Below are 20,503 nucleotides of genomic sequence, written 5' to 3'. Positions count from 1 at the left end.
TAACCAAGACCAAACTTTTTTAATCGCTTCACGTTAAAAAAAATAGTGATAAAGAACATACCAACAAGTCTAAAGATTGGTTTCATCCGTAATTTATGATAGTAGAAATTTTTTCTTTAGATATTAAATTATGAATTCGATAAAAATAGGGGTAATTGGTCTTGGTTATGTTGGCTTACCTTTGGCACGATTATTTGCAACCAAATACGCAGTAGTAGGTTTTGATATCAATCAAAATAGAATTGGTGAATTAAATTCAGGTCATGATACTACATTAGAAGTTGACTCCGAGACGCTAAAGTCGGTACTTAAGTCAAGCTCCAATGATGAAAAAGGTCTATTCTGTTCTGATAACATAGCCGATTTAAAAGATTGCAGCTATTATATCATTACGGTTCCGACCCCTGTAGATAAAAATAATAGACCAGATTTAACACCACTATACAAATCAAGCAAAACTGTAGGTAGCGTACTAAAAAAGGGAGATATTGTTATCTATGAATCTACTGTTTTCCCTGGAGCAACAGAAGAAGAGTGTATTCCCGTATTAGAAAAGGTAAGTGGCTTAGTATTTAACACTGATTTTTTTGCAGGCTATTCTCCAGAAAGAATAAATCCAGGGGACAAAGAACATACGGTTGAAAAAATTTTAAAGGTAACTTCAGGATCTACTCCGGAAATCGGCATTGAAGTAGATAACTTATACAAATCCGTAATTACAGCAGGTACACACCTAGCCCCTACTATCAAGGTAGCCGAAGCAGCTAAAGTAATTGAAAACTCACAACGTGATATAAATATTGCTTTCGTTAATGAATTGGCAAAGATTTTTAATTTAATGAATATTGATACGCATGCTGTCTTAGAGGCTGCGGGTACCAAATGGAATTTTCTCCCATTTAAACCAGGCTTGGTAGGCGGCCATTGCATAGGTGTTGACCCATATTATTTAGCCCAAAAAGCGCAGGAATATGGCTATCATCCAGAGATCATATTAGCAGGAAGAAGACTTAATGACAGTATGGGGAATTATGTCGCTTCAGAAGTTATTAAGTTAATGCTTAAGAATGATTTGAAGATAAAAAATGCAAAAATTTTAGTTTTAGGAATTACGTTTAAAGAAAACTGCCCAGATGTACGTAATACAAAGGCCGTAGATGTGATTACCAATCTAAAAGAATACGGAATAAGTACTACAGTTTATGATCCATGGGCGTCTCCTGAAGAAGTACTACATGAATACAAATTAGAAACTACAAAAAATACGCCTATCGAAAAATTTAGCGCCATTGTATTGACAGTCGCTCATGAAAAATATGAGGATTTAGATTTAAATGAGTTACTGGAAGAAAATGGAGTCATCTACGACGTAAAAGGTGTTTTGAAAGACAGAAGCACCGCACGACTCTAAATACATCACCATAAAAATTAATGAAACCTTATATAAGAAATTCTTATGTAAGGTTTTTTTTATGCCAAAAATTAAAACCAATTATAAATACTTCAACTAGTGATCACTACGTTATAATGTTACCTACTTTACGATACTAAATGACATCCTAATACCATAAAAACTATTTTTTTTACCCCAAATCAAAAAAAATAGTGTATTTCATCGAAAAAACAAGATTTTGAACATCCAAAAAATGAATTCATCCGTAAAAAGATAAGTCGCTTACGGTAGTTCATCGAAAAAAGCAATCTTTTTATCGATAAAGTCAATTTTTTAGAATAGTATTGTAGAACCCAAAGCTTAAATATAGTAATAAAATTGTTTAATTCATGAAAATACCCCATTTCACCAAATGCCTAGGTTCCCTACTAACCTTTGCATTACTAACATTTTCTTGTTCGCAAGATACGGAGACAACCTTTGCCGAGCTTATTGTTGAAGAAACAATAGCTACCGAAACTATCACGCCAGAAGAAGAAGTTACGGAGGAAGCCGCGGAACCTATTATAGATTATCAAAAAGGCACATTAGTACTTTCTGAAGATACAAAGGTAGCTTTAGATATTACTAAAGGAGCTGAAGAAAATTCTACAAGTAAAAAAACCTACTCCCTAAAGAGCATTACGCAACCTAAAAATGGGAAAACGGAAATGAACAATAACAATGAAATTGTATATTCTCCCGCTGCAGATTATAATGGTGATGATAGTTTCAGTTATACCTTAAACATACAAGACTCTACAGAAACGACCGTAGAGCAAGTCAATACTTTCAATATAACTATTACGCCTACCAAAGATGTTGTAGATGATGTGGTTACCACTACGTATGAAACCGCTAAAACCATCGCGCCGTTAGCTAATGACACCTTTGCAGCAAGCTCTAGCGTTAGCATTACAGAAATAAGCCTAGCAAACAAGGGTATTGCGGTATTAAACTCAGACAATACTATTACCTATACTCCAAACAAAGCTACGTCTGGAGAAGATCAAATACAATACAAAACAAGCATCACTAATTCAGATGCCTCAATCTCTACAGAAAATGGAACTCTTAAAGTTACCATATTAAACAATGTACAACCTACGGGGGCTAACATCAAATATGTTACCACTACAGGAAAAAGCACTAACACTGGAGCCACTGAAGCTTCGGCATGGAGTATATCGCATGCTTTTAATACCGCAAAGGCTGGTGATATCGTGTATATTAAAGCAGGTAACTATGGCGCTGTAAATCTAGTTGTGAAAAATTCTGGTAATGCAAGTAATCCAATCCAATTTATAGGATATAAAACCAACCCGGGAGATATAGAAAGTTCAGGTTCACCTACAATTAGCTATGACTCTTATAAGGCTAATGGAAACAAGTTAAACAGCAATGCAATGCCCCTTCTAAGTGGAAATAATAGTGGAATTGCAATTTATTTAGATCGCGATTACGTCAGTGTTAATAACATACAAATTTCGACTTACTCTACCGGTCTATATTCCAAAGGAAAATATATTAAGTTAAAAAATATAATAGGTAATAATTTCGGAAACCAATCGAGTTACAATGCATACGATGGATGGGGTATTATGGTATTTGGTGATTATAGCAGAATTGAAAGTTGTCAGATAATAAATGCTACAGCCGAAGCAATTAAATTATCTGATTCGGATTACTCTCTTGTCGATTATTGCAAAGTTTATGCTGACAATCCAGTTAATCCCACAGATTATTACATACTACTTACAGGAGGAACAAATAATTCAATTGTGCGAAATAGCTATGCCGAAAGAGATATTAATTTAAATCATGGTGGCCATGGAATAGCTTTGAAGGATATAGCAGAAAATAACACAATTGATAATTGTACCGTTAAAAGAACCAGTTTTGAGTTTAATTTCTCTGGAGTTAAATATAACACATTACAAAATTCGTACGTTTATGGAGTTAGCACATCTGCACTAGAATGGCATGCCAGAATTGGCATTTTTAATGGTGCTAATAATAATAACATAAAAAACGTAACGATCCAAGATACTTGGACCGCAATCAATTGGTCTGATTATGATGATGGCTATGTAGGGCCAGATGGTGACAGAGATGAAATTAGCTGTGGATACGATAATACATTTGAATCCCTGAAAATAAAAAATACCAACCGAATCATTAATATAGGTGAAGGCTCTATATTCTCTGCAAAAGCTAAAAGAAATACGATAAGAAATAGCTATTTTGAAAACTTTAACGCAGTTGTTATTTCCAATCTAGGTAGTGAAGATATAATATTTGAAAGCTGTAGTTTCAAAACTGGAAATTACTTAGTTGTTGAAACAAAAGGAATTTATCAATCATACAGTAAAGCCGATATAACGTTTAATAATTGTGATTGGATTGATGTAAATTTCACAATACCTAATTAAATAGATTTACTTATCTTTAAAATATTAATAAAATAAATTTTAGCGTTTAATCGGCACCATTTAAAGTTTTTATTAGTTTACTCTCTATATATTGAAGATATTTGGCCTCAATATATATTTCAACTAATAATTTTTTTATGAGTCTTGGCAAGAAAATGTTTCATGGAATTGCATGGAATGGTATAGAGAGACTATCTACACAATTAATTCAATTTATTATTGGAATAATTCTAGCAAGACTTTTAACTCCTAAAGAGTACGGAATATTAGGGATACTTTTAGTTTTTATTCTTATTTCGAATGTTTTTATTGATAGCGGCTTTACTAAGGCATTAATTCAAAAACAGGATAGAAATGATAACGATATTTCCACAGTCTTTATATTTAATTTTCTAATAAGTCTATTATTTTATTGTATTCTATGGTTTACATCACCGTACATTGCTATATTTTATGATATAGAATCCCTATCATTACTTTTAAAAATATTAGCTATATCACTAATAACGAATGCATTATTTGCAGTTCCCTCTACTTTAATAACTATCGATTTAAATTTTAAGTTACTAGCTAAAATTAATTTTACTTCAAGTGTATTTTCTGGTATCATTGCTATAATTCTTGCCTATATGGGATATGGTATCTGGTCATTAGTCTATCAAACTTTAATAAGATCGACCACCACTCTAATATTGATGTGGTTTTCCCTAAAATGGAAACCTAACTGGAGGTTTTCATCAAAATCATTAAAGTCTTTATTTTCATTTGGGTCAAAATTATTAGTAGCTTCTCTATTAAATGTAGCTGTGAACAATTTATATGCATTGTTTATAGCTAAAGTAATTAGCACAAAAGATTTGGGGTATTATACTAGAGGTACTCAATTTTCAGATGTTGCTTATAACAGCATAACTTCTGTTCTGGATAATGTATTATTATCTGGATTATCGACAATACAAGACAATAAAGAATTGCTAATAAAATATATGCGAAGTATTCTAAAAACTACTACGATGCTGGTAATGCCAATATTTTTATTTTTAGCGATTATGGCAGAACCAATAATTAAGATATTACTAACTGAAAAATGGCTAAGTGCAGTACCAATAATGCAGTTTTTCTGTTTAGCTAGACTTGTAACTATTATTTCTGGAATTAATGTCAATCTATTATACGTTATTGGACGAACAGATTTAGCTTTAAAACAACAATATATTAAAATTACTGTTAGAATAATTTTCTTTATAATTTCATTGAAATATGGTATTATATATATTGCAATGGCCGAACTTTTATCGACCATTATACATTTCTTTATTAACACTTACTATCCCGGTAAATTTATGCAATATGGAGCATTTGCACAATTGAAAGATATGAAATATATAATTTTATCAGGAATAGTAATGTCTTTATTTACTTTAACAACCCTGTATATTACAAATAACATTTTGGTTCAGATTGCTATTGCGCCAATAATTGCCATCGTGGCATACTTTATATCATTGAAAATTTTTAAAATTGACGAACTAAATATTTTAGTATTAAAAGTCAAAGAGATTTTCAAAAAATAAAATATGACTACTTATATTAATTGGTAGAATAATAAAATTTCTTAATCCTAACAGAATGATTAATAAACTAAAAATCGCCTTACTAAGCTCAGAAATAACAAAGAGAATAATTCAATTTATTTTGCAGAAAAAGGTGTCTTATAAAAAAAATATCATCTTTAAAAAAAATGTTTTAATAACTCTTTCAAATGAATATGAAGGGTTTAATTATTTTAATAGAAATACTGTTTTCACAGGTTCTAAAATAGGATATGGGTCGTATTTAGGTGAAAATTGTTTTATAAAGAATACAAAAATAGGAAGATTCACATCCATAGGAGAAAACGTAAAATGTATAATAGGAAAGCATCCTTCTAGTAAATTTGTTAGTACACATCCTGCCTTTTTTTCATTAAGAAAGCAGGCAGGATTTACATTTGTTGATCAACAACTTTTTGAAGAATTTTCAAGACCCTTGATGGAAACGGAAAAATTTACAATATCTATCGGGAATGATGTTTGGATTGGTTACGGTGTTTCTATAATGGACGGTATTACAATTGGTGATGGAGCAATCATCGCTGCCCACTCCCTAGTCACAAAAGATGTACCGCCATATACAATAGTTGGAGGACTGCCTGCTAAGGAAATAAAAAAACGCTTTGAAAACAAGCACGTCGAATTTCTTCTTCAATATAAATGGTGGCTAAAAGATTTAAATTGGATTAAGGCAAATGTCAATAACTTTTCAGATATAGATACATTTTATAAAAAAAATACAAATGAGTAAAGAAATTACACCTATCGTTATCATTGCTTACAACAGGCCAAAATCATTATCTCGTATTTTAAAATCAATATCTCAAGCAAAATACAATACGGAAGATATACCATTAATTATTAGTATAGATTATTCGGATAAAAACAAGGATGTTTTGCAAATTGCTAATGATTTTAACTGGAGTTATGGAGAAAAAATAATTAATTATAATCCGAAAAATTTAGGTCTCAGAAAGCATGTATTACAATGTGGCGATATAGCTTTAGAATATGGGAGTGTAATACTATTAGAGGATGATTTATATGTATCTCCTAATTTCTATCAATTTACAGAACAATCTCTCGCATTTTGTACTGACAAGGCCAATATAGGTGGTATTTCTTTATATAATCATAAATATAATGTACACAAAGGTGTCAATTTCAGCCCTATAGAGGATGGTTATGACAATTGGTATTTTCAATTTGCTTCTTCATGGGGGCAAGCTTGGACTAAAGACCAATGGCTTAATTTCAGAGAATGGTATGAAACTAAAGGAATATTAAAAGCTAAAGATAGTATTCCTGACAATGTTACTTCATGGTCCGAAAAATCATGGCTGAAATATTTTATTGTATTCTTAATAGAAAAAAATAAATATTTTTTATACCCCAAAATTGCTCTTTCAACTAATTTTAGTGATACAGGAACGCATGCGGAATACGATAGCACTTCATATCAAGTTCCTTTGTTAGTGGCCAAAGATAAAAAATACAATTTCAGTACAATCAAAGAATCAAAAGGTGTTTACAATTCTTTTTATGAAAATATCAATATAAGTAAATACCTAAATATAGCAGAAACAGATTTGACTGTAAATTTAAACGATTATAAAATAAACACTAAAACAAAGTTTCTTTTAACAACTAGACAATTAGATTTTAAAATAATTAGTTCGTTCGGTAGATCTCTCAAACCTATTGAAATGAATATTATAAATAAAATTGAGGGGAATGAGATATTTTTATATAATTTGGACGAAACTGCAATAAACAAATTCACAGATAATAAAGTAAAAGAAATATACTACAACTTAAAAATCATCTCATTTGAAAATGTAAAAACATTATTTTTTGCTCAAATAAAAACAAAGATTTTTAAATACTTTAGTAAGTAATATTATTTAGAAATAATGAAAAATCTTATAAAATATATTAAGAGTATTGGCATTGCTCCTCTACTCTTAATAATAATTTATTTATTAAATCCTTTTAATTATGGCTTTTTAATTGGTTATATTTTGGTGCCTGTAATATTATTTGACAGTGATTTTATAAAAAAAAACCTAGATACAGATTTTTATATTCTTTTGCTCTTTTCCGTAATATATGGTTTATTCTATTCATTTGGAGCAGAAAACTCTTTAGGTACCCAGTATATATTTATATATATGATAACCCCTCCCGTTTTTTATCTGTTTGGGAAATATTTAATCAAAGACAAGATCCTAAACCAAAATAATATATTTTACATAATATTATGTGTTGTAACAGTATTTTCTCTATCGGCCGTAATCTCTGTCTTCTTAAATTTTCATGAAGGAGGTTTTGCTCAATTAGACAGGACAATTCCAATGTTTTGGAATGGCGCACCAGTATCTGCAACTATCATGGGTGGTTTCCTAACTTTCAATATGTGTATACCTGCTCTACTTATATCAAATCAAGGTAAAAAAGGAATCATTTTTAATATACTTTTAAGTACTTTATTTGCAATCACATTAGTATGTGTTTTGAGATTGGGTAGTAGAACTCAATTGGGAATATTTTTAATAACTACTATAATTTCTTTAATCTATGTAATCCCAAAACAGTCTTTTAAAAGAAACCTTCTTTTGTTTGTATTTATTGGGGCAATCATTTTTTTTATCACTAAAAACATTTCTTTTGATCTTAATCAAGACTGGTTAACCACATTTGCAGATAGAATGGACAAGGGAGGCAGTGATATAGCTAGCGGTGGAGGCAGAACCGAAAGATGGGAAAAATCTTTTAGAAATTTGTTTGAAAAACCACTTGGTTGGGATGTTAGGGAATTCGGATATTCACATAACCTATGGCTGGATGTCTTAAGAGTTTCCGGCTTTATACCATTTTTTCTACTAGTAATTTTCTCCATAAAATCACTCATTCAAATTAGAAAAATAGTTTTACTTAAGCCCAATAATATACTACTAAATTCTCAGATAATTATTTACTCTATTGCCTTCTTTCTGCTTTTCATGGTTGAACCTATATTTGAAGGTTTATTTACATTCTTTGTGCTTTTTTGTTTGTTTAAAGGCTCAATAAATAAATACTATTTAAACAATTTAAATTAATGAAAAAGAAAATACTATACGTTAGCTCTTTGTGTTCCGAAAAAGTACTGAATTACCTATTTGAATCTTCTAAAAGCAAACCAGAACAAGCCGTCCAAAAATTTCACCGACTCTTAACAACAGGTTTTGCTTTACATAAAGATAAATGTAGTGTAGAGGTATTAAGTTCGTTACCTATTGTCCCGTCTAACCATGACAAAAAAATATGGAATCTAAGGAAAGAGGAATTGGATAATATTACTTTCAATTATATCCCAATGATTAATATTAAATTCTTTAAAAATATTGGAATATTTTTTTATACGTTTTTCAAAATTATATTTTGGTCCTTAACGAATAGAAATGAAGACAAAGTTATAATTTGTGATGTTTTAAATGTATCGATCGCATCAGCTTCACTATTCGCATCAAAAATTTCTTCTTTAAAAATTATTACAATCGTAACAGATTTACCAGGATTAATGGTTACTAATGTCAAAAAGAAAAACTCCATACTAAAAAATATATACACAAAAATCGCGATTTATGTGCTACATAAATTTGATGGTTATATTTTATTGACAATTCAAATGAATGAAATTGTCAACCCATACAATAAGCCCTATATGATCATGGAAGGTTTAGTAGACTTAAATATGAAAGGGGCCCTAAATAATCTTGAGAACAAAAATGAAATAAAGACAGTAATTTATGCAGGTGGTTTATACGAAAAGTATGGTGTTGGAAATTTGATTAATGCATTTCGGAAAATTTCTAATCCAAATATTAAGCTTTATCTCTATGGGTCGGGTGAAATGGTTCCTGAAATGCAGAGCATTACAAAATCTGATTTTAGAATAGTTTATAAAGGGATGGTTCCCAACAAGGAAGTTGTGAACGAACAACTAAAAGCAACCTTATTAATAAATCCAAGACCATCTACGGAAGAATTCACAAAATATTCCTTTCCTTCTAAGAACATGGAGTATATGGTTTCAGGAACTCCCATGATAACCACCAAATTAAAAGGAATGCCTGATGAGTACTTAGAATATGTTTATGTTTTTGAAGATGAATCTGAAGAAGGAATGCACAGAACACTTGTACAAATTTTATCAAAGGATAAAGATGAATTACATAATTACGGATTAAAAGCAAAACACTTTGTTTTGAGCAAAAAAAATAATCTTATCCAAGCAGAACGCATTTTAAACTTCACAGAAAAAATATAAAAACTAAATCAATTCTCACCTTTTGTACCACATAACTAGTAATTTATATACTTCGTAGAAATACAAAGGCTATAAAATAAAATAAATAGTAATTTTGTAACCAATTCATATTGATTTCAATGAAAATTGCTTTACTTTTTCCAAATAATAAATATACTGCTCCATACCTTAAGTACTATACAGATATTCTTAAAAAACAAGAAGTTGAATTCGATTTATATACATGGAACAGATTTAATACGGAAGAAGAAGAATGTATTGCTTTCAACAGTAATTCATCAAAAAGAAATCCTATTAGCTTGATAGTTGATTATATAAATTTCAAAAAATTTATAATAAAAAATTTAAAAAATAACAATTACGATTCTATCATTGTATTCTCTTGCCAATTAGGAATATTTTTACAACCCTTTCTGAAAAAAAAATTTAAAGATAAATATATTTTAGACATAAGAGATTACTCAAAAACAATAGATTATTTCAAAATTAGGTTTAAGAAGTTAATTTCAAATGCTAGTAAAGTTTTTATATCATCTGAGGGATTTAAGGAATGGTTACCAAAAGAAAAAGAATATGTAATGTCTCATAATATTGATTCTCAAATTCTTTCAAACAATGATATAGCAACCAGCAAGAAGGAATATTTCACAAGAAAATCATTAAATATTGATACTATAGGAGCTATTAGAGATTTTGAATCTAACATGAATATAATCAATACTTTAAAAAATAATGAAAATTTTTATTTGAATTTTTATGGAGAGGGTAATGCAACGAGTTTACTAAGGCGTAATAGCGAAAATATAAACAATGTATATTTTCATGGATATTATAAAAAGAAAGATGAACTACCTTTGTTGAAAGACACTGATTTTATAAATATAATTCTAAATGATAATATTCAAAGTAAATTTCTAACTTCAAATAGATTATACTTATCAGCTTTACTTAAAATACCTTGTATTATAATTGAAAAAAATATTGAACAATTTAAAATAGTTCAAAAATATAATTTAGGTGTTATTGTAACAAGTAGTAATGAAATACCTTTAAAAATAAAAGAATTCATAGCAAGCTTTAATCAAACTGAATACATTAAAAATTGCATTCTATTTCTAGATAAGGTAAAAAAAGATCAAGAAATATTTAATCAAAATATATTAAACTTTATAAATAAATAACACTAACATGTTTAAAGATAAAACCTTATTAATTACAGGCGGAACAGGATCATTTGGTAACGCCGTATTAAATCGCTTTCTAGAAACCAATATAAAAGAAATACGTATTTTTTCTCGCGATGAGAAAAAACAGGATGACATGCGTAATTCTTTGAAAAATGAAAAGATTAAATTTTATATTGGTGATGTAAGAGATTATGATAGTATTAATAGAGCCATGAAAGGGGTTGATTATGTCTTTCATGCCGCAGCATTAAAACAGGTACCTTCTTGTGAATTTTTTCCATTAGAAGCGACTAAAACTAATGTTTTTGGGACACAAAATACGATTGATGCTGCTGTTGCCAATAACGTAAAGCGTATTATTTGCCTAAGTACAGATAAAGCAGCGTACCCTATTAACGCTATGGGCATTAGTAAAGCACTAATGGAAAAAGTAGCGGTTGCTGCATCTAGAAATATTCCAAACGATGACACTATAGTTTGCCTTACCAGATACGGTAATGTCATGGCCTCTAGAGGTTCTGTGATTCCTTTATTTGTAAAACAAATTAAAGAAAATTCTCCGCTTACGATTACGGACCCTAACATGACCCGTTTTTTAATGTCGTTAGAAGATGCCGTAGATCTTGTTATTTTTGCCTTTACCAATGGAAATCAAGGAGATTTATTTGTAAATAAAGCTCCTGCTAGTACTATTGGTGAATTAGCAGAAGCCTTAAAAGAAATTTATAAGTCGGATACTGAAATAAAAGTTATTGGTACTAGACATGGTGAAAAATTGTATGAGACCCTTTGTACTCGTGAAGAAATGCAGAAAGCAGAGGACATGGGCGAATTTTACAGAATCCCTGCCGATAATAGAGATTTAAATTATAGCAGGTATTTCTCGGAAGGTGAAACTGATATTAGTAAGATAGAGGATTATCATTCTCATAATACCACACAATTAACTAATGAGGAATTGAAAAGTACGCTATTGGGCTTAGAGTACATCAAAGAGAATAGCTAAGTATGGGGATTACTAAAACCCAGGGAGCTGCACATACCGATGAAAGAGGCAAATTGGTTTTCTTTAATAACTTTTCATTAAAACCCGTTGTACGGTTTTATGAAATAAACCCAAGCAACACTGATGTTGTAAGGGCATGGCAAGGACATTTGAAGGAAACAAAATGGTTTTATTGTTGCGAAGGTGCTTTTTTATTCTATTTAATTGCCATTGACAATAAGGGTAATTTACGACCGGATCTTAAAATAGAACAGTATATCCTGGACAGTGATGACCCTGTAATATTACAGGTACCTGGAGGTTTTGCCTCTGGTTTTAAAGCCTTGAAGGAGCATGCCAAATTAATGGTCTATTCTAATGTCAGTGTAACAGCATCCATCGCTGATGATTTTAGATTTCCTGAAACAGCGCATATAGTAGATTGGACTATTTAATAATTGGCAAGATTTGAAAAAAGATGCCTTTAAAGTCAAAAAAAAATAGCGTATTAGTTTGTGAGACTGCAAACTTAAGATACCAATAGTTGGTATAGCATGATGACGGCGTGCATAGCATTTAATAAATAAAAATATTGATTTAGCTCATTAAGCAAAATCACCATATAAAACACAAAACCATGAAAAAAGTAGGCATCACCGGTCAAGCAGGTTTTGTAGGGAATCACCTCTACACCACGCTATCTTTAGATGATACCATAGAATTAATTCCATTTGAACGTTCTTTTTTTGAAGATTCAAAAGCATTAGAAGACTTTGTTAGCACTTGTGATACCATTGTTCATTTAGCCGCTATGAACCGTCATGAAGATGCCAATGTAATTTACGCGACAAATATTGCTCTAGTAGATCAACTAATTGCAGCTTGTGAAGCTAAAAATGTAACGCCACATATTTTATTTTCTTCATCATCCCAAGAAATAAATGATAACTTGTATGGAAAATCTAAAAAAGAAGGGAAAGAAAAATTAGTAGCTTGGGCAAACACTCAGAAAGCTAGGTTTACGTCTTTGACCATTCCTAATGTTTTTGGTCCTTTTGGAAAACCAAATTACAATTCAGTAGTGGCTACTTTTTGTCATAAAATTACACATGGAGAAGAGCCTACCGTGATCAATGATTCTGAAGTAGGACTAATTTATATTAATGAACTCGTAGCATTATTTATTAATGTTATTAAAGGAACCGAAAAAGGAACCGCTCTTTCTGACTTTAGCACAGAACTAGTTATTGCACCGAAACATTTTAAAAAAGTTTCTGAAATATTAACTTTGCTAAAAAGTTATAAAAAGGATTATATGGAGAATGGTATTTTTCCAACTTTAGAACTTCCTTTTGAAAAAGCATTATTTAATACGTTCAGATGCTATGTACCACAAGATCATTATCCAGTAAAGTTTACAAAACATACCGATCCTAGGGGAAGCTTTGTCGAAATTGCGAGAACACAAACCAGTGGTCAATTCTCATTTTCTACCACCGTACCTGGTATAACTAGAGGAAACCATTTTCATACTAGAAAAGCAGAACGTTTTGCTGTGATTAGTGGCAAAGCTTTAATTCAATTGCGCAAGATAGGTACAAACGACGTGATTGATTACTATTTAGATGGTAAGGAACCCGCTTATGTAGATATGCCTATTTGGTATACGCATAATATAAAGAATATAGGAGACGAAGAACTCATAACACTTTTTTGGATTAATGAGCCTTACAATCCAGAAGATGCTGATACGTACTTTGAAAACGTTTAAAATTTAAGATTTAAAATAGCTAAAAAATACATACATCAAGAAGATGAAAAAATTAAAAGTAGTTACTGTTGTTGGTACAAGACCCGAAATAATCCGTTTAGCCTGTGTATTAACGGCTTTAGAAAATAATGAAGCTATAGAGCATACTTTAGTGCATACTGGGCAAAATTATGATTATGAACTTAATGAAATATTTTTTGAGGATTTAGGAATAAAGAAACCCGATCATTTTCTTAATGCGGCTGGTACGAACGCCACAGAAACCATTGGGAATATCATTATTAAAATAGATCCTATTCTAGAAAAAATAAATCCTGATGCTTTTTTAGTTTTGGGAGATACCAATTCTTGTTTGTGTGCAATTCCTGCTAAAAAAAGGAAAATTCCAATATTTCACATGGAAGCGGGTAACCGTTGCTTTGATCAGCGTGTACCTGAAGAAACCAATAGAAAAATTGTTGATCATGTCTCTGATGTTAATTTAACCTACAGTGATATTGCTAGAGAATATTTATTAAAAGAAGGTTTACCAGCAGATAGAGTCATTAAAACGGGTAGCCCTATGTTTGAGGTACTAATGAAATACAAACCAAAAATTGAAGCTTCTACGGTATTAGATCAATTGAACTTAAAAAAGGGGGAATATTTTGTCGTGAGCTCACACCGAGAAGAAAATATTAGTAATCCCAAAAACTTTGAGGGCTTAATTACTTCCTTAAATTTGATTGCTGAAAAATACGATTATCCTATCATTGTATCTACCCATCCAAGAACACGGAACATGCTAGATGCAAAGAAATTAGAGGTTCATCAGAACATACAATTCTTAAAACCATTAGGCTTTTCAGACTACAATGCCTTGCAATTGCATTCCTATGCGGTATTATCAGATAGTGGTACCATCTCTGAAGAATCATCTATCCTGAACTTTAGAGCACTTAATATTAGAGATGCTCATGAGAGACCTGAAGCTATGGAAGAGGCTTCTGCTATGATGGTAGGACTAAATCCAGAGCGAATACTACAAGGCTTAGTAGCGTTAAAAGCACAAAAGACTAATCCTGAGCGTAATTTTAGACCTGTTGCAGATTATTCTATGCCAAATGTAAGTGAAAAAGTAGTGCGTATTATCTTGTCTTACGTAGACTATGTAAATCGTGTTGTCTGGTCTAAATAGCACCTAAATATTTAGAGGATTTAATAACTAATGATCCATACCATAATTTATGTCTGCACCAGTAATACCATGAGTTGTGTAATTTTATTAAGATGAAAAAAATAATTTTTCTTGCCTTAGGATTTCCTGATGTTGCCAAGTATACTAACTTGTATACAGATCTAATTCATGAATTTCACCAAAACGGACACGATGTTTTGGTGGTAGCTCCAGCAGAGAATTCTAAAGATACAGGGTTAAGGTTAGAGGGCGGAGTGAGCGTATTACGTGTTGCCACCCTACCCTTATTTAATGTAGGAACATTAAAGAAAGGACTTGCAAACTTATTACTTTCTTGGCAATACAAAAAGGCCCTTAAAAAAAATAAAATCACCTTAGATTTTGATCTCATTTTAATGCCCACTCCTCCCATAACATTGACTCCTACGGCTAAATGGGTTAAAAATAAATCTGGTGCAAAACTGTATTTAATTTTACGCGATATTTTTCCGCAAAATGCCGTAGATTTAAAAATGATGGATGGTAATGGCGCTATTCATACTTTTTTTAGAAAAAAAGAAAAAGAATTATATAACGTAGCAGATTATATGGGATGTATGTCTCCTGCCAACATAAATTATATAAAAAAACATAATGCTGATGTAGCGCCATCAAAATTACACCTCCTTCCTAACTGGGAGAATCTTCCCAATTATAAAGAAGGTAAAAGTTCTGAAGCGCTCTTAAATAAATATAAGTTAAAGGATAAATTCATTGTCATCTTTGGTGGAAATATTGGCAAGCCGCAAAAAATGGAAAACATTATTCTATTAGCCAAAGAATGTCAAGACTTTTCTGAAATTGTATTCTTCATTATTGGTACGGGCACGGAAAAACAAAAGTTAACAAATCTTGTGCAAGAAGAGAAATTAGCGAATGTAATTTTGGAAGATAAAATACCAAAAACGGATTATAATGACTTATTAAGGCTTTCTGATGTTGGTTTAATCTCCCTGAGTGAAGATTTTACAATTCCTAATTTCCCATCAAAAGTACTATCCTATTTTGGAAATAAAAAACCTGTATTAGCTTCGGTAGATTTAAATACTGATTTTGGAACTATATTAGAAGAAGTAAAAGCAGGATATTGGGCAGCAGCAGGAGATACTAAAGATCTAAAAAAGAAGTTGCTCCTCATTTACCACGATGCGAGCTTAAGAGCTCAAATGGGAGAAAATGGATATGCTTATATGAAAGAAAACCTACTGCCAGATAAAGCCTACAAAACTATTATCGAAGTTACTACTTAGCAAAAACCATTAAGCATTTTACGCCTTAGTACATAAAGCAATACGAAACAGTCTTATGTTGACGAAAGAAATCAATACCATTGGTTTAGGGTCTTTTTTCCCTAAAACAGATAAAACTACCTTAAAGGAATTTGATGCGCTGCAATCTATTCCAAATTATGAGTTGTTTTATACTGGAAGACATGCTATTAAACATTTGCTTACCTTATTACAAACTCGCAGCACTATTCGAAAAATTTGGCTTCCAAAATATTACTGCCAACATGTTACCAGCTGGTTAAAAGCTAATTTTGATACTATCGACACCTACGACATTGATCCTTTTTTCGAGAATACCACAGTTAATTTTGAGGACTTTTCAACAGAAGAAGACGTCGTTATACTCAATAATTTTTGGGGAATCTATGAGTATAAAATCCCAAATAACACCAAAAGAGCTATCTTTATAGAAGACCATTCACATGGCTGGCAAAGTAAGGCATGTGTAAAAAGTAAGGCCGATTATTGCTTTGCTTCTTTGCGTAAAACCCTTCCTATACCTTTAGGAGGTATTCTTTGGCAACCCAATGGGAATGACCACTTATCAATTAGCAAAAAATCTTCTACTGATGATTTCTCTAGAATTTGGAATTTGATAGATAAAGCCATGATTTTAAAGCAAAATTATAAGGTGAATGGCATCGGCAAAGTAGCGGACTACTTGAACATAATAGGGGAAACTGAAACTTTTTTACACCATCAGTATGATGTTGTACCCGTGAAGAAAGAACACCGTGCCCATTTATTGACGTACCTAAATAAAGATTATTTCGCTGTTAAAAGCACAAATTTTAAGCACATCTTTGAAAAAATAGTACCAAATTCAGCATTTAAAGTTCTTTATAAAGAAAAACATACTTCCTTTGGACTGGAACTGATTTTAAAAGATCGAGATACATTTAATAGCTTAAAACACTATTTGATAGTTCATAAAATTTATCCTTCAGAACTGTGGCCAGACAATACTTTAGAGACCCTATATAAACATGCCCTAAACATACATATTGACTTTAGGTACACTAGAGAGACCATGGATTACATCGCAGATAAACTAAATTCTTGGAATTCTAAATAACAGAAAACACTACCATGTATACACATTTTTTTAAACGATTATTAGATTTGATAATTGCTTTTACGGCTTTCTTACTGCTATCTCCTTTCTTTTTGGGAGTAGCCTTAATTCTGTTATTTACCAACAATGGGAAGCCCTTTTTCTTTCATCCTAGACCCGGTAAAAACGGTGAAATATTCAAAGTAATAAAATTCAAATCTATGAATGATAAAAAAGATGAAAACGGAGAGTTTTTACCTTTTCATTTAAGAGTTACCAAGTTTGGTAACTTCATTCGTAAATATTCATTAGATGAAATTCCTCAATTACTAAATGTTTTAAAGGGTGATATGAGTTTAATAGGGCCTAGACCACTTCTTGTACAGTATTTACCCTTATATAATGCTAAACAAGCAAAAAGACATGATCTAAAACCAGGCATAACAGGTTGGGCACAAGTAAATGGAAGAAATGCCATTTCTTGGGAGAAAAAATTTGAATTAGATGTTTGGTATGTGGAGAACATCTCATTTTTTTTAGATGTTAAAATTTTATTTCTAACGCTAAAAAAAGTACTAATTAGAGAAGGTGTAAATGCTAGCGAAAATGTAAACATGACTACTTTTACAGGTAGTTAAAAAGGCCAAGGTATTTAATTATAACAACCAATAAAAAGCTAAAACATAAAAGCATGAAAAATGCCGTAATATTAGGAGGAGGTACTTATGGTGAAGTATTTTTAACCTATTTGACAGAGCAAGGTTTTAATATTATCGGTTTTATAGATGATAACAAAGAAAGTCTTGGAAAATTAATTCATGGAGTCCCTGTCTTGGGTAATTTTCAAGATTTAGTTAAAAATAATTTTTCTAAAAAAATACACCAGGTATTTTGCCCTATTGGTGATAATATTATTAGGACCAAATACCTAGGAATCTTAAATAGAGAAGGTTTTGAAACCCCAAATTTTATTCATGATACTGCTTTAATTAATAAAGATGTTCAAATTGGGAATGGTGTTTATTTATTACCTGGAGTAATGATTATGCCACATACCAAAATAGAAGATTATGTAATCATTAGTATGGGGAGTCACGTAGCTCATCATACTTTAATTAAGAGAGGATCTTTTATATCTACAGGCGTTAACATTGGAGCCGGAATATTAATAAAAAGAAAAGCATTTTTAGGCATCAGTTCTACCGTGATGACCGGTGTTAAAATAGTTGGAGAAAATACCATTATTGGATCAGGCGCTGTGGTAATCAGAGATGTTGAAGATAACCATGTAGTTGCGGGAGTACCTGCTAAAACCTTAAAAGTTAGAGCTCCTATTAATGATGAAGAACTAATACTAGAGAAACCTAAAAATAAAAACCTTAAATTACTTGGGTATAGCCTGCAGTGTTATAATTTAAAAAGTGAAGATGATATTGCCACCTATAACGTTCATCTGAAAAACTTTGAAGGCTGCGATGTATTCTATAAGACCGCGTTATTTAACATTGAAAATTCTGAAACTGAACATTTAAAATACTTTATTTTAAAGAAAAGAAATACCGTGATCGCTATGATGCCTTTTTCTCTTCGCAAAATTATTTTGCAAGAAAAAAACACAACCTATTATGACGTGAGCTCCTTTTATGGCTATAGCGGACCACTTTTTAACAAAGAAATAAGCCCAACTGACACGGATACCTTCTGGCATTTAGTAGATGATTGGTACATAAACAATAAAGTTATCACAGAGTTTATCCGCTTTAATTTAGAAGGAAATTATAAGCGATATTCAGGAAATTTAATTCCTACCCTAAACAATGTAAAAGGAACTATTTTTTCCGATGAAACTCTGCAATGGGAAGAATTTACACCTAAGGTAAGAAATAATTACCGCAAAGCCGTTTCAAATGGCTTAACTTCTAAAATCTATCATGGTACTATAGATGAAAATTTAATAGAAGTTTTTCATGAAATCTACATTAGCACAATGAAACGTAATAATGCAGATCAGACTTATTATTTTAGTTTAGGCTATTTTAAAAAATTAATACACGCCAACCCCCAAAACACAGTTTTGGCATTAATTTTTAAAGATAAAATTGCCATCTCATCAGAGCTTTTATTACTAAACAGTACTACCATGTATTCTTTTCTTGGTGGCACTTTAGAAAATTACTTTGATTTTAGACCCAATGATTTTTTAAAAATGGAAGCTATTAAATGGGGGCGTGCAAATGGTTACGCTAATTACATTTTAGGAGGAGGAAGATCTAATGACGACAGTTTATATAAGTATAAGAAAAGTTTTTTTCCAAAAAATGATGATGTCATCTATTACACTGGAAGAAAAATAATTAATGAAGTGGTTTATGAAAAATTGACTACGCTAGCTAGAAAATACACATACAAATTAAATAAGAAAGATATCGTCCAAGATTTTTTCCCACTATATCGAAAAGCTGAGAGAGAACAATAGAATAACTTATTTAAAATAAGGTATAAATGGCTATTTTACCTGCTTTAAGACAGCCCTCTTTCCTTTTCGTTCTAAATTAGAAAATAGGTAACGTTCATTTTCCGTACGTGCTCTAATAATTTTAGCAGGACTGCCATAGGCCACAATGCAATTAGGAAAATTTTTAGTAACCACTGCTCCTGCTCCTATAATGGTATTATCCCCTATCGTAATGTTCTCAATAACTGTAGCCCCAATTGAGATTGCACTACAAAAACCTAAATTAAAATTCCCGCCAATTTTTACTCCTGGAGAGATGCTAGAGAAATCTTTCAAAATAGCTTCATGACCTACACTAGCATTGGTATTTACAATGCATGAGTCACCGATCACAGCATCACTATTAATAATTGCCCCTGGCATTACGACAATACCATTTCCCAGAGCTACATTCTTTCCAAGAACCGCAGTAGGATGTATAGCATTAATAAATTGAAGTGTTGGACAAATTTCCTGTACTTTATGCACAATAGTTTTTCGAGTACAATTATCTCCTATAGCCACTATAATACCGTAAATATTGTGTTCTTTTACAAGAGCCGGAAGATCATCTTCATTCCCTAATATTGCATACTCAAATAGGAGCGATTTTTTTGGCTTAAAGGAATCAACAAGTCCAAAAATCTCATATTGGTTTTGCTGCTCGATAATATCAATAACTACCTTAGCATGACCTGAAGCCCCAAAAACGATGACTTTTTTCATTCCTTATTATTTA

Annotated in this window: 16 protein-coding genes and 1 pseudogene; 16 read left to right on the top strand and 1 reads right to left on the bottom strand. The window is 31.3% G+C overall.

All coding sequences use genetic code 11. The features are described 5' to 3' along the window. Positions 1–130: 130 nt before the first annotated feature. From M666_RS12325 to M666_RS20255, 16 genes and pseudogenes are all read left to right on the top strand, one after another. Positions 131–1,411, top strand: coding sequence for a nucleotide sugar dehydrogenase (locus M666_RS12325; RefSeq protein ID WP_029446088.1), 1,281 nt, complete (start codon positions 131–133; stop codon positions 1,409–1,411). Between the two features lie 371 nt (positions 1,412–1,782). Beyond that, a complete protein-coding gene (locus tag M666_RS12320; protein ID WP_029446087.1) occupies positions 1,783–3,864 on the top strand; it encodes an Ig-like domain-containing protein in 2,082 nt (693 codons plus the stop codon). Between the two features lie 137 nt (positions 3,865–4,001). After that, positions 4,002–5,438: a lipopolysaccharide biosynthesis protein gene (locus M666_RS12315; RefSeq protein ID WP_029446086.1), complete on the top strand. Its 1,437-nt coding sequence runs from the start codon at positions 4,002–4,004 to the stop codon at positions 5,436–5,438. Between the two features lie 484 nt (positions 5,439–5,922). Continuing rightward, positions 5,923–6,207, top strand: a pseudogene (locus M666_RS20890) (CatB-related O-acetyltransferase); the annotation flags it as partial. After that, positions 6,200–7,354 carry a glycosyltransferase family protein gene (locus M666_RS12305; protein WP_029446084.1) on the top strand — a complete coding sequence of 385 codons (1,155 nt, stop codon included), beginning with the start codon at positions 6,200–6,202 and terminating at the stop codon, positions 7,352–7,354. The pseudogene M666_RS20890 and the gene M666_RS12305, both read left to right, overlap by 8 nt. A 15-nt stretch (positions 7,355–7,369) precedes the next feature. Next, on the top strand, positions 7,370–8,557 hold the full coding sequence (locus tag M666_RS12300) for an O-antigen ligase family protein (RefSeq protein ID WP_029446083.1): 1,188 nt from the start codon (positions 7,370–7,372) through the stop codon (positions 8,555–8,557). Then, positions 8,557–9,768, top strand: a complete 1,212-nt coding sequence (locus tag M666_RS12295; RefSeq protein WP_029446082.1) for a glycosyltransferase — start codon at positions 8,557–8,559, stop codon at positions 9,766–9,768. The genes M666_RS12300 and M666_RS12295 overlap by 1 nt, the downstream gene beginning before the upstream one ends. Positions 9,769–9,887: 119 nt before the next feature. Then, a complete protein-coding gene (locus tag M666_RS12290) occupies positions 9,888–10,949 on the top strand; it encodes a glycosyltransferase family protein (protein WP_029446081.1) in 1,062 nt (353 codons plus the stop codon). Positions 10,950–10,956: 7 nt separating this feature from the next. Further along, positions 10,957–11,961 carry a polysaccharide biosynthesis protein gene (locus tag M666_RS12285; protein ID WP_029446080.1) on the top strand — a complete coding sequence of 335 codons (1,005 nt, stop codon included), beginning with the start codon at positions 10,957–10,959 and terminating at the stop codon, positions 11,959–11,961. A gap of 2 nt (positions 11,962–11,963) precedes the next feature. Beyond that, the gene (locus tag M666_RS12280) at positions 11,964–12,395 is read left to right on the top strand and encodes a cupin domain-containing protein (protein WP_029446079.1); all 432 of its coding nucleotides are present in this window, start codon (positions 11,964–11,966) and stop codon (positions 12,393–12,395) included. Between the two features lie 182 nt (positions 12,396–12,577). Beyond that, a complete protein-coding gene (locus tag M666_RS12275) occupies positions 12,578–13,711 on the top strand; it encodes a polysaccharide biosynthesis C-terminal domain-containing protein (RefSeq protein WP_029446078.1) in 1,134 nt (377 codons plus the stop codon). 43 nt (positions 13,712–13,754) lie between these two features. Next, positions 13,755–14,888, top strand: a complete 1,134-nt coding sequence (wecB, locus tag M666_RS12270; protein WP_029446077.1) for a non-hydrolyzing UDP-N-acetylglucosamine 2-epimerase — start codon at positions 13,755–13,757, stop codon at positions 14,886–14,888. A 92-nt stretch (positions 14,889–14,980) separates the two neighbouring features. Then, positions 14,981–16,177 (top strand): glycosyltransferase family 4 protein, encoded by a 1,197-nt coding sequence (locus M666_RS12265; protein WP_029446076.1) that lies wholly within the window; start codon positions 14,981–14,983, stop codon positions 16,175–16,177. A 55-nt stretch (positions 16,178–16,232) separates the two neighbouring features. Beyond that, positions 16,233–17,291, top strand: a complete 1,059-nt coding sequence (locus M666_RS12260) for a hypothetical protein (protein WP_029446075.1) — start codon at positions 16,233–16,235, stop codon at positions 17,289–17,291. Positions 17,292–17,305: 14 nt separating this feature from the next. Then, entirely contained in the window at positions 17,306–17,908 is a 603-nt protein-coding gene (locus M666_RS12255; protein ID WP_029446074.1) for a sugar transferase, read from the top strand. 53 nt (positions 17,909–17,961) lie between these two features. After that, complete coding sequence (locus M666_RS20255) at positions 17,962–19,746, top strand: NeuD/PglB/VioB family sugar acetyltransferase (RefSeq protein ID WP_082007910.1); 1,785 nt, start codon at positions 17,962–17,964, stop codon at positions 19,744–19,746. Positions 19,747–19,776: 30 nt separating this feature from the next. Here M666_RS20255 and M666_RS12240 read toward each other — a convergent pair whose 3' ends face one another. Further along, entirely contained in the window at positions 19,777–20,490 is a 714-nt protein-coding gene (locus M666_RS12240) for an acetyltransferase (RefSeq protein ID WP_029446073.1), read from the bottom strand. Positions 20,491–20,503 lie beyond the last annotated feature (13 nt).

It is taken from the genome of Cellulophaga baltica 18 (genome assembly GCF_000468615.2).
In the GTDB taxonomy this organism is placed as follows: domain Bacteria; phylum Bacteroidota; class Bacteroidia; order Flavobacteriales; family Flavobacteriaceae; genus Cellulophaga; species Cellulophaga baltica.
The sequence above is the reverse complement of the archived record's forward strand: the minus strand, read 5'-3'. Positions and strand labels throughout refer to the sequence as shown.

Coding starts and splice junctions, on each gene's coding strand:
- M666_RS12325 (WP_029446088.1), top strand. CDS start 131: ATGAATTCGATAAAAATAGGGGTAATTGGTCTTGGTTATGTTGGCTTA.
- M666_RS12320 (WP_029446087.1), top strand. CDS start 1,783: ATGAAAATACCCCATTTCACCAAATGCCTAGGTTCCCTACTAACCTTT.
- M666_RS12315 (WP_029446086.1), top strand. CDS start 4,002: ATGAGTCTTGGCAAGAAAATGTTTCATGGAATTGCATGGAATGGTATA.
- M666_RS12305 (WP_029446084.1), top strand. CDS start 6,200: ATGAGTAAAGAAATTACACCTATCGTTATCATTGCTTACAACAGGCCA.
- M666_RS12300 (WP_029446083.1), top strand. CDS start 7,370: ATGAAAAATCTTATAAAATATATTAAGAGTATTGGCATTGCTCCTCTA.
- M666_RS12295 (WP_029446082.1), top strand. CDS start 8,557: ATGAAAAAGAAAATACTATACGTTAGCTCTTTGTGTTCCGAAAAAGTA.
- M666_RS12290 (WP_029446081.1), top strand. CDS start 9,888: ATGAAAATTGCTTTACTTTTTCCAAATAATAAATATACTGCTCCATAC.
- M666_RS12285 (WP_029446080.1), top strand. CDS start 10,957: ATGTTTAAAGATAAAACCTTATTAATTACAGGCGGAACAGGATCATTT.
- M666_RS12280 (WP_029446079.1), top strand. CDS start 11,964: ATGGGGATTACTAAAACCCAGGGAGCTGCACATACCGATGAAAGAGGC.
- M666_RS12275 (WP_029446078.1), top strand. CDS start 12,578: ATGAAAAAAGTAGGCATCACCGGTCAAGCAGGTTTTGTAGGGAATCAC.
- wecB (WP_029446077.1), top strand. CDS start 13,755: ATGAAAAAATTAAAAGTAGTTACTGTTGTTGGTACAAGACCCGAAATA.
- M666_RS12265 (WP_029446076.1), top strand. CDS start 14,981: ATGAAAAAAATAATTTTTCTTGCCTTAGGATTTCCTGATGTTGCCAAG.
- M666_RS12260 (WP_029446075.1), top strand. CDS start 16,233: ATGTTGACGAAAGAAATCAATACCATTGGTTTAGGGTCTTTTTTCCCT.
- M666_RS12255 (WP_029446074.1), top strand. CDS start 17,306: ATGTATACACATTTTTTTAAACGATTATTAGATTTGATAATTGCTTTT.
- M666_RS20255 (WP_082007910.1), top strand. CDS start 17,962: ATGAAAAATGCCGTAATATTAGGAGGAGGTACTTATGGTGAAGTATTT.
- M666_RS12240 (WP_029446073.1), bottom strand. CDS start 20,490: ATGAAAAAAGTCATCGTTTTTGGGGCTTCAGGTCATGCTAAGGTAGTT.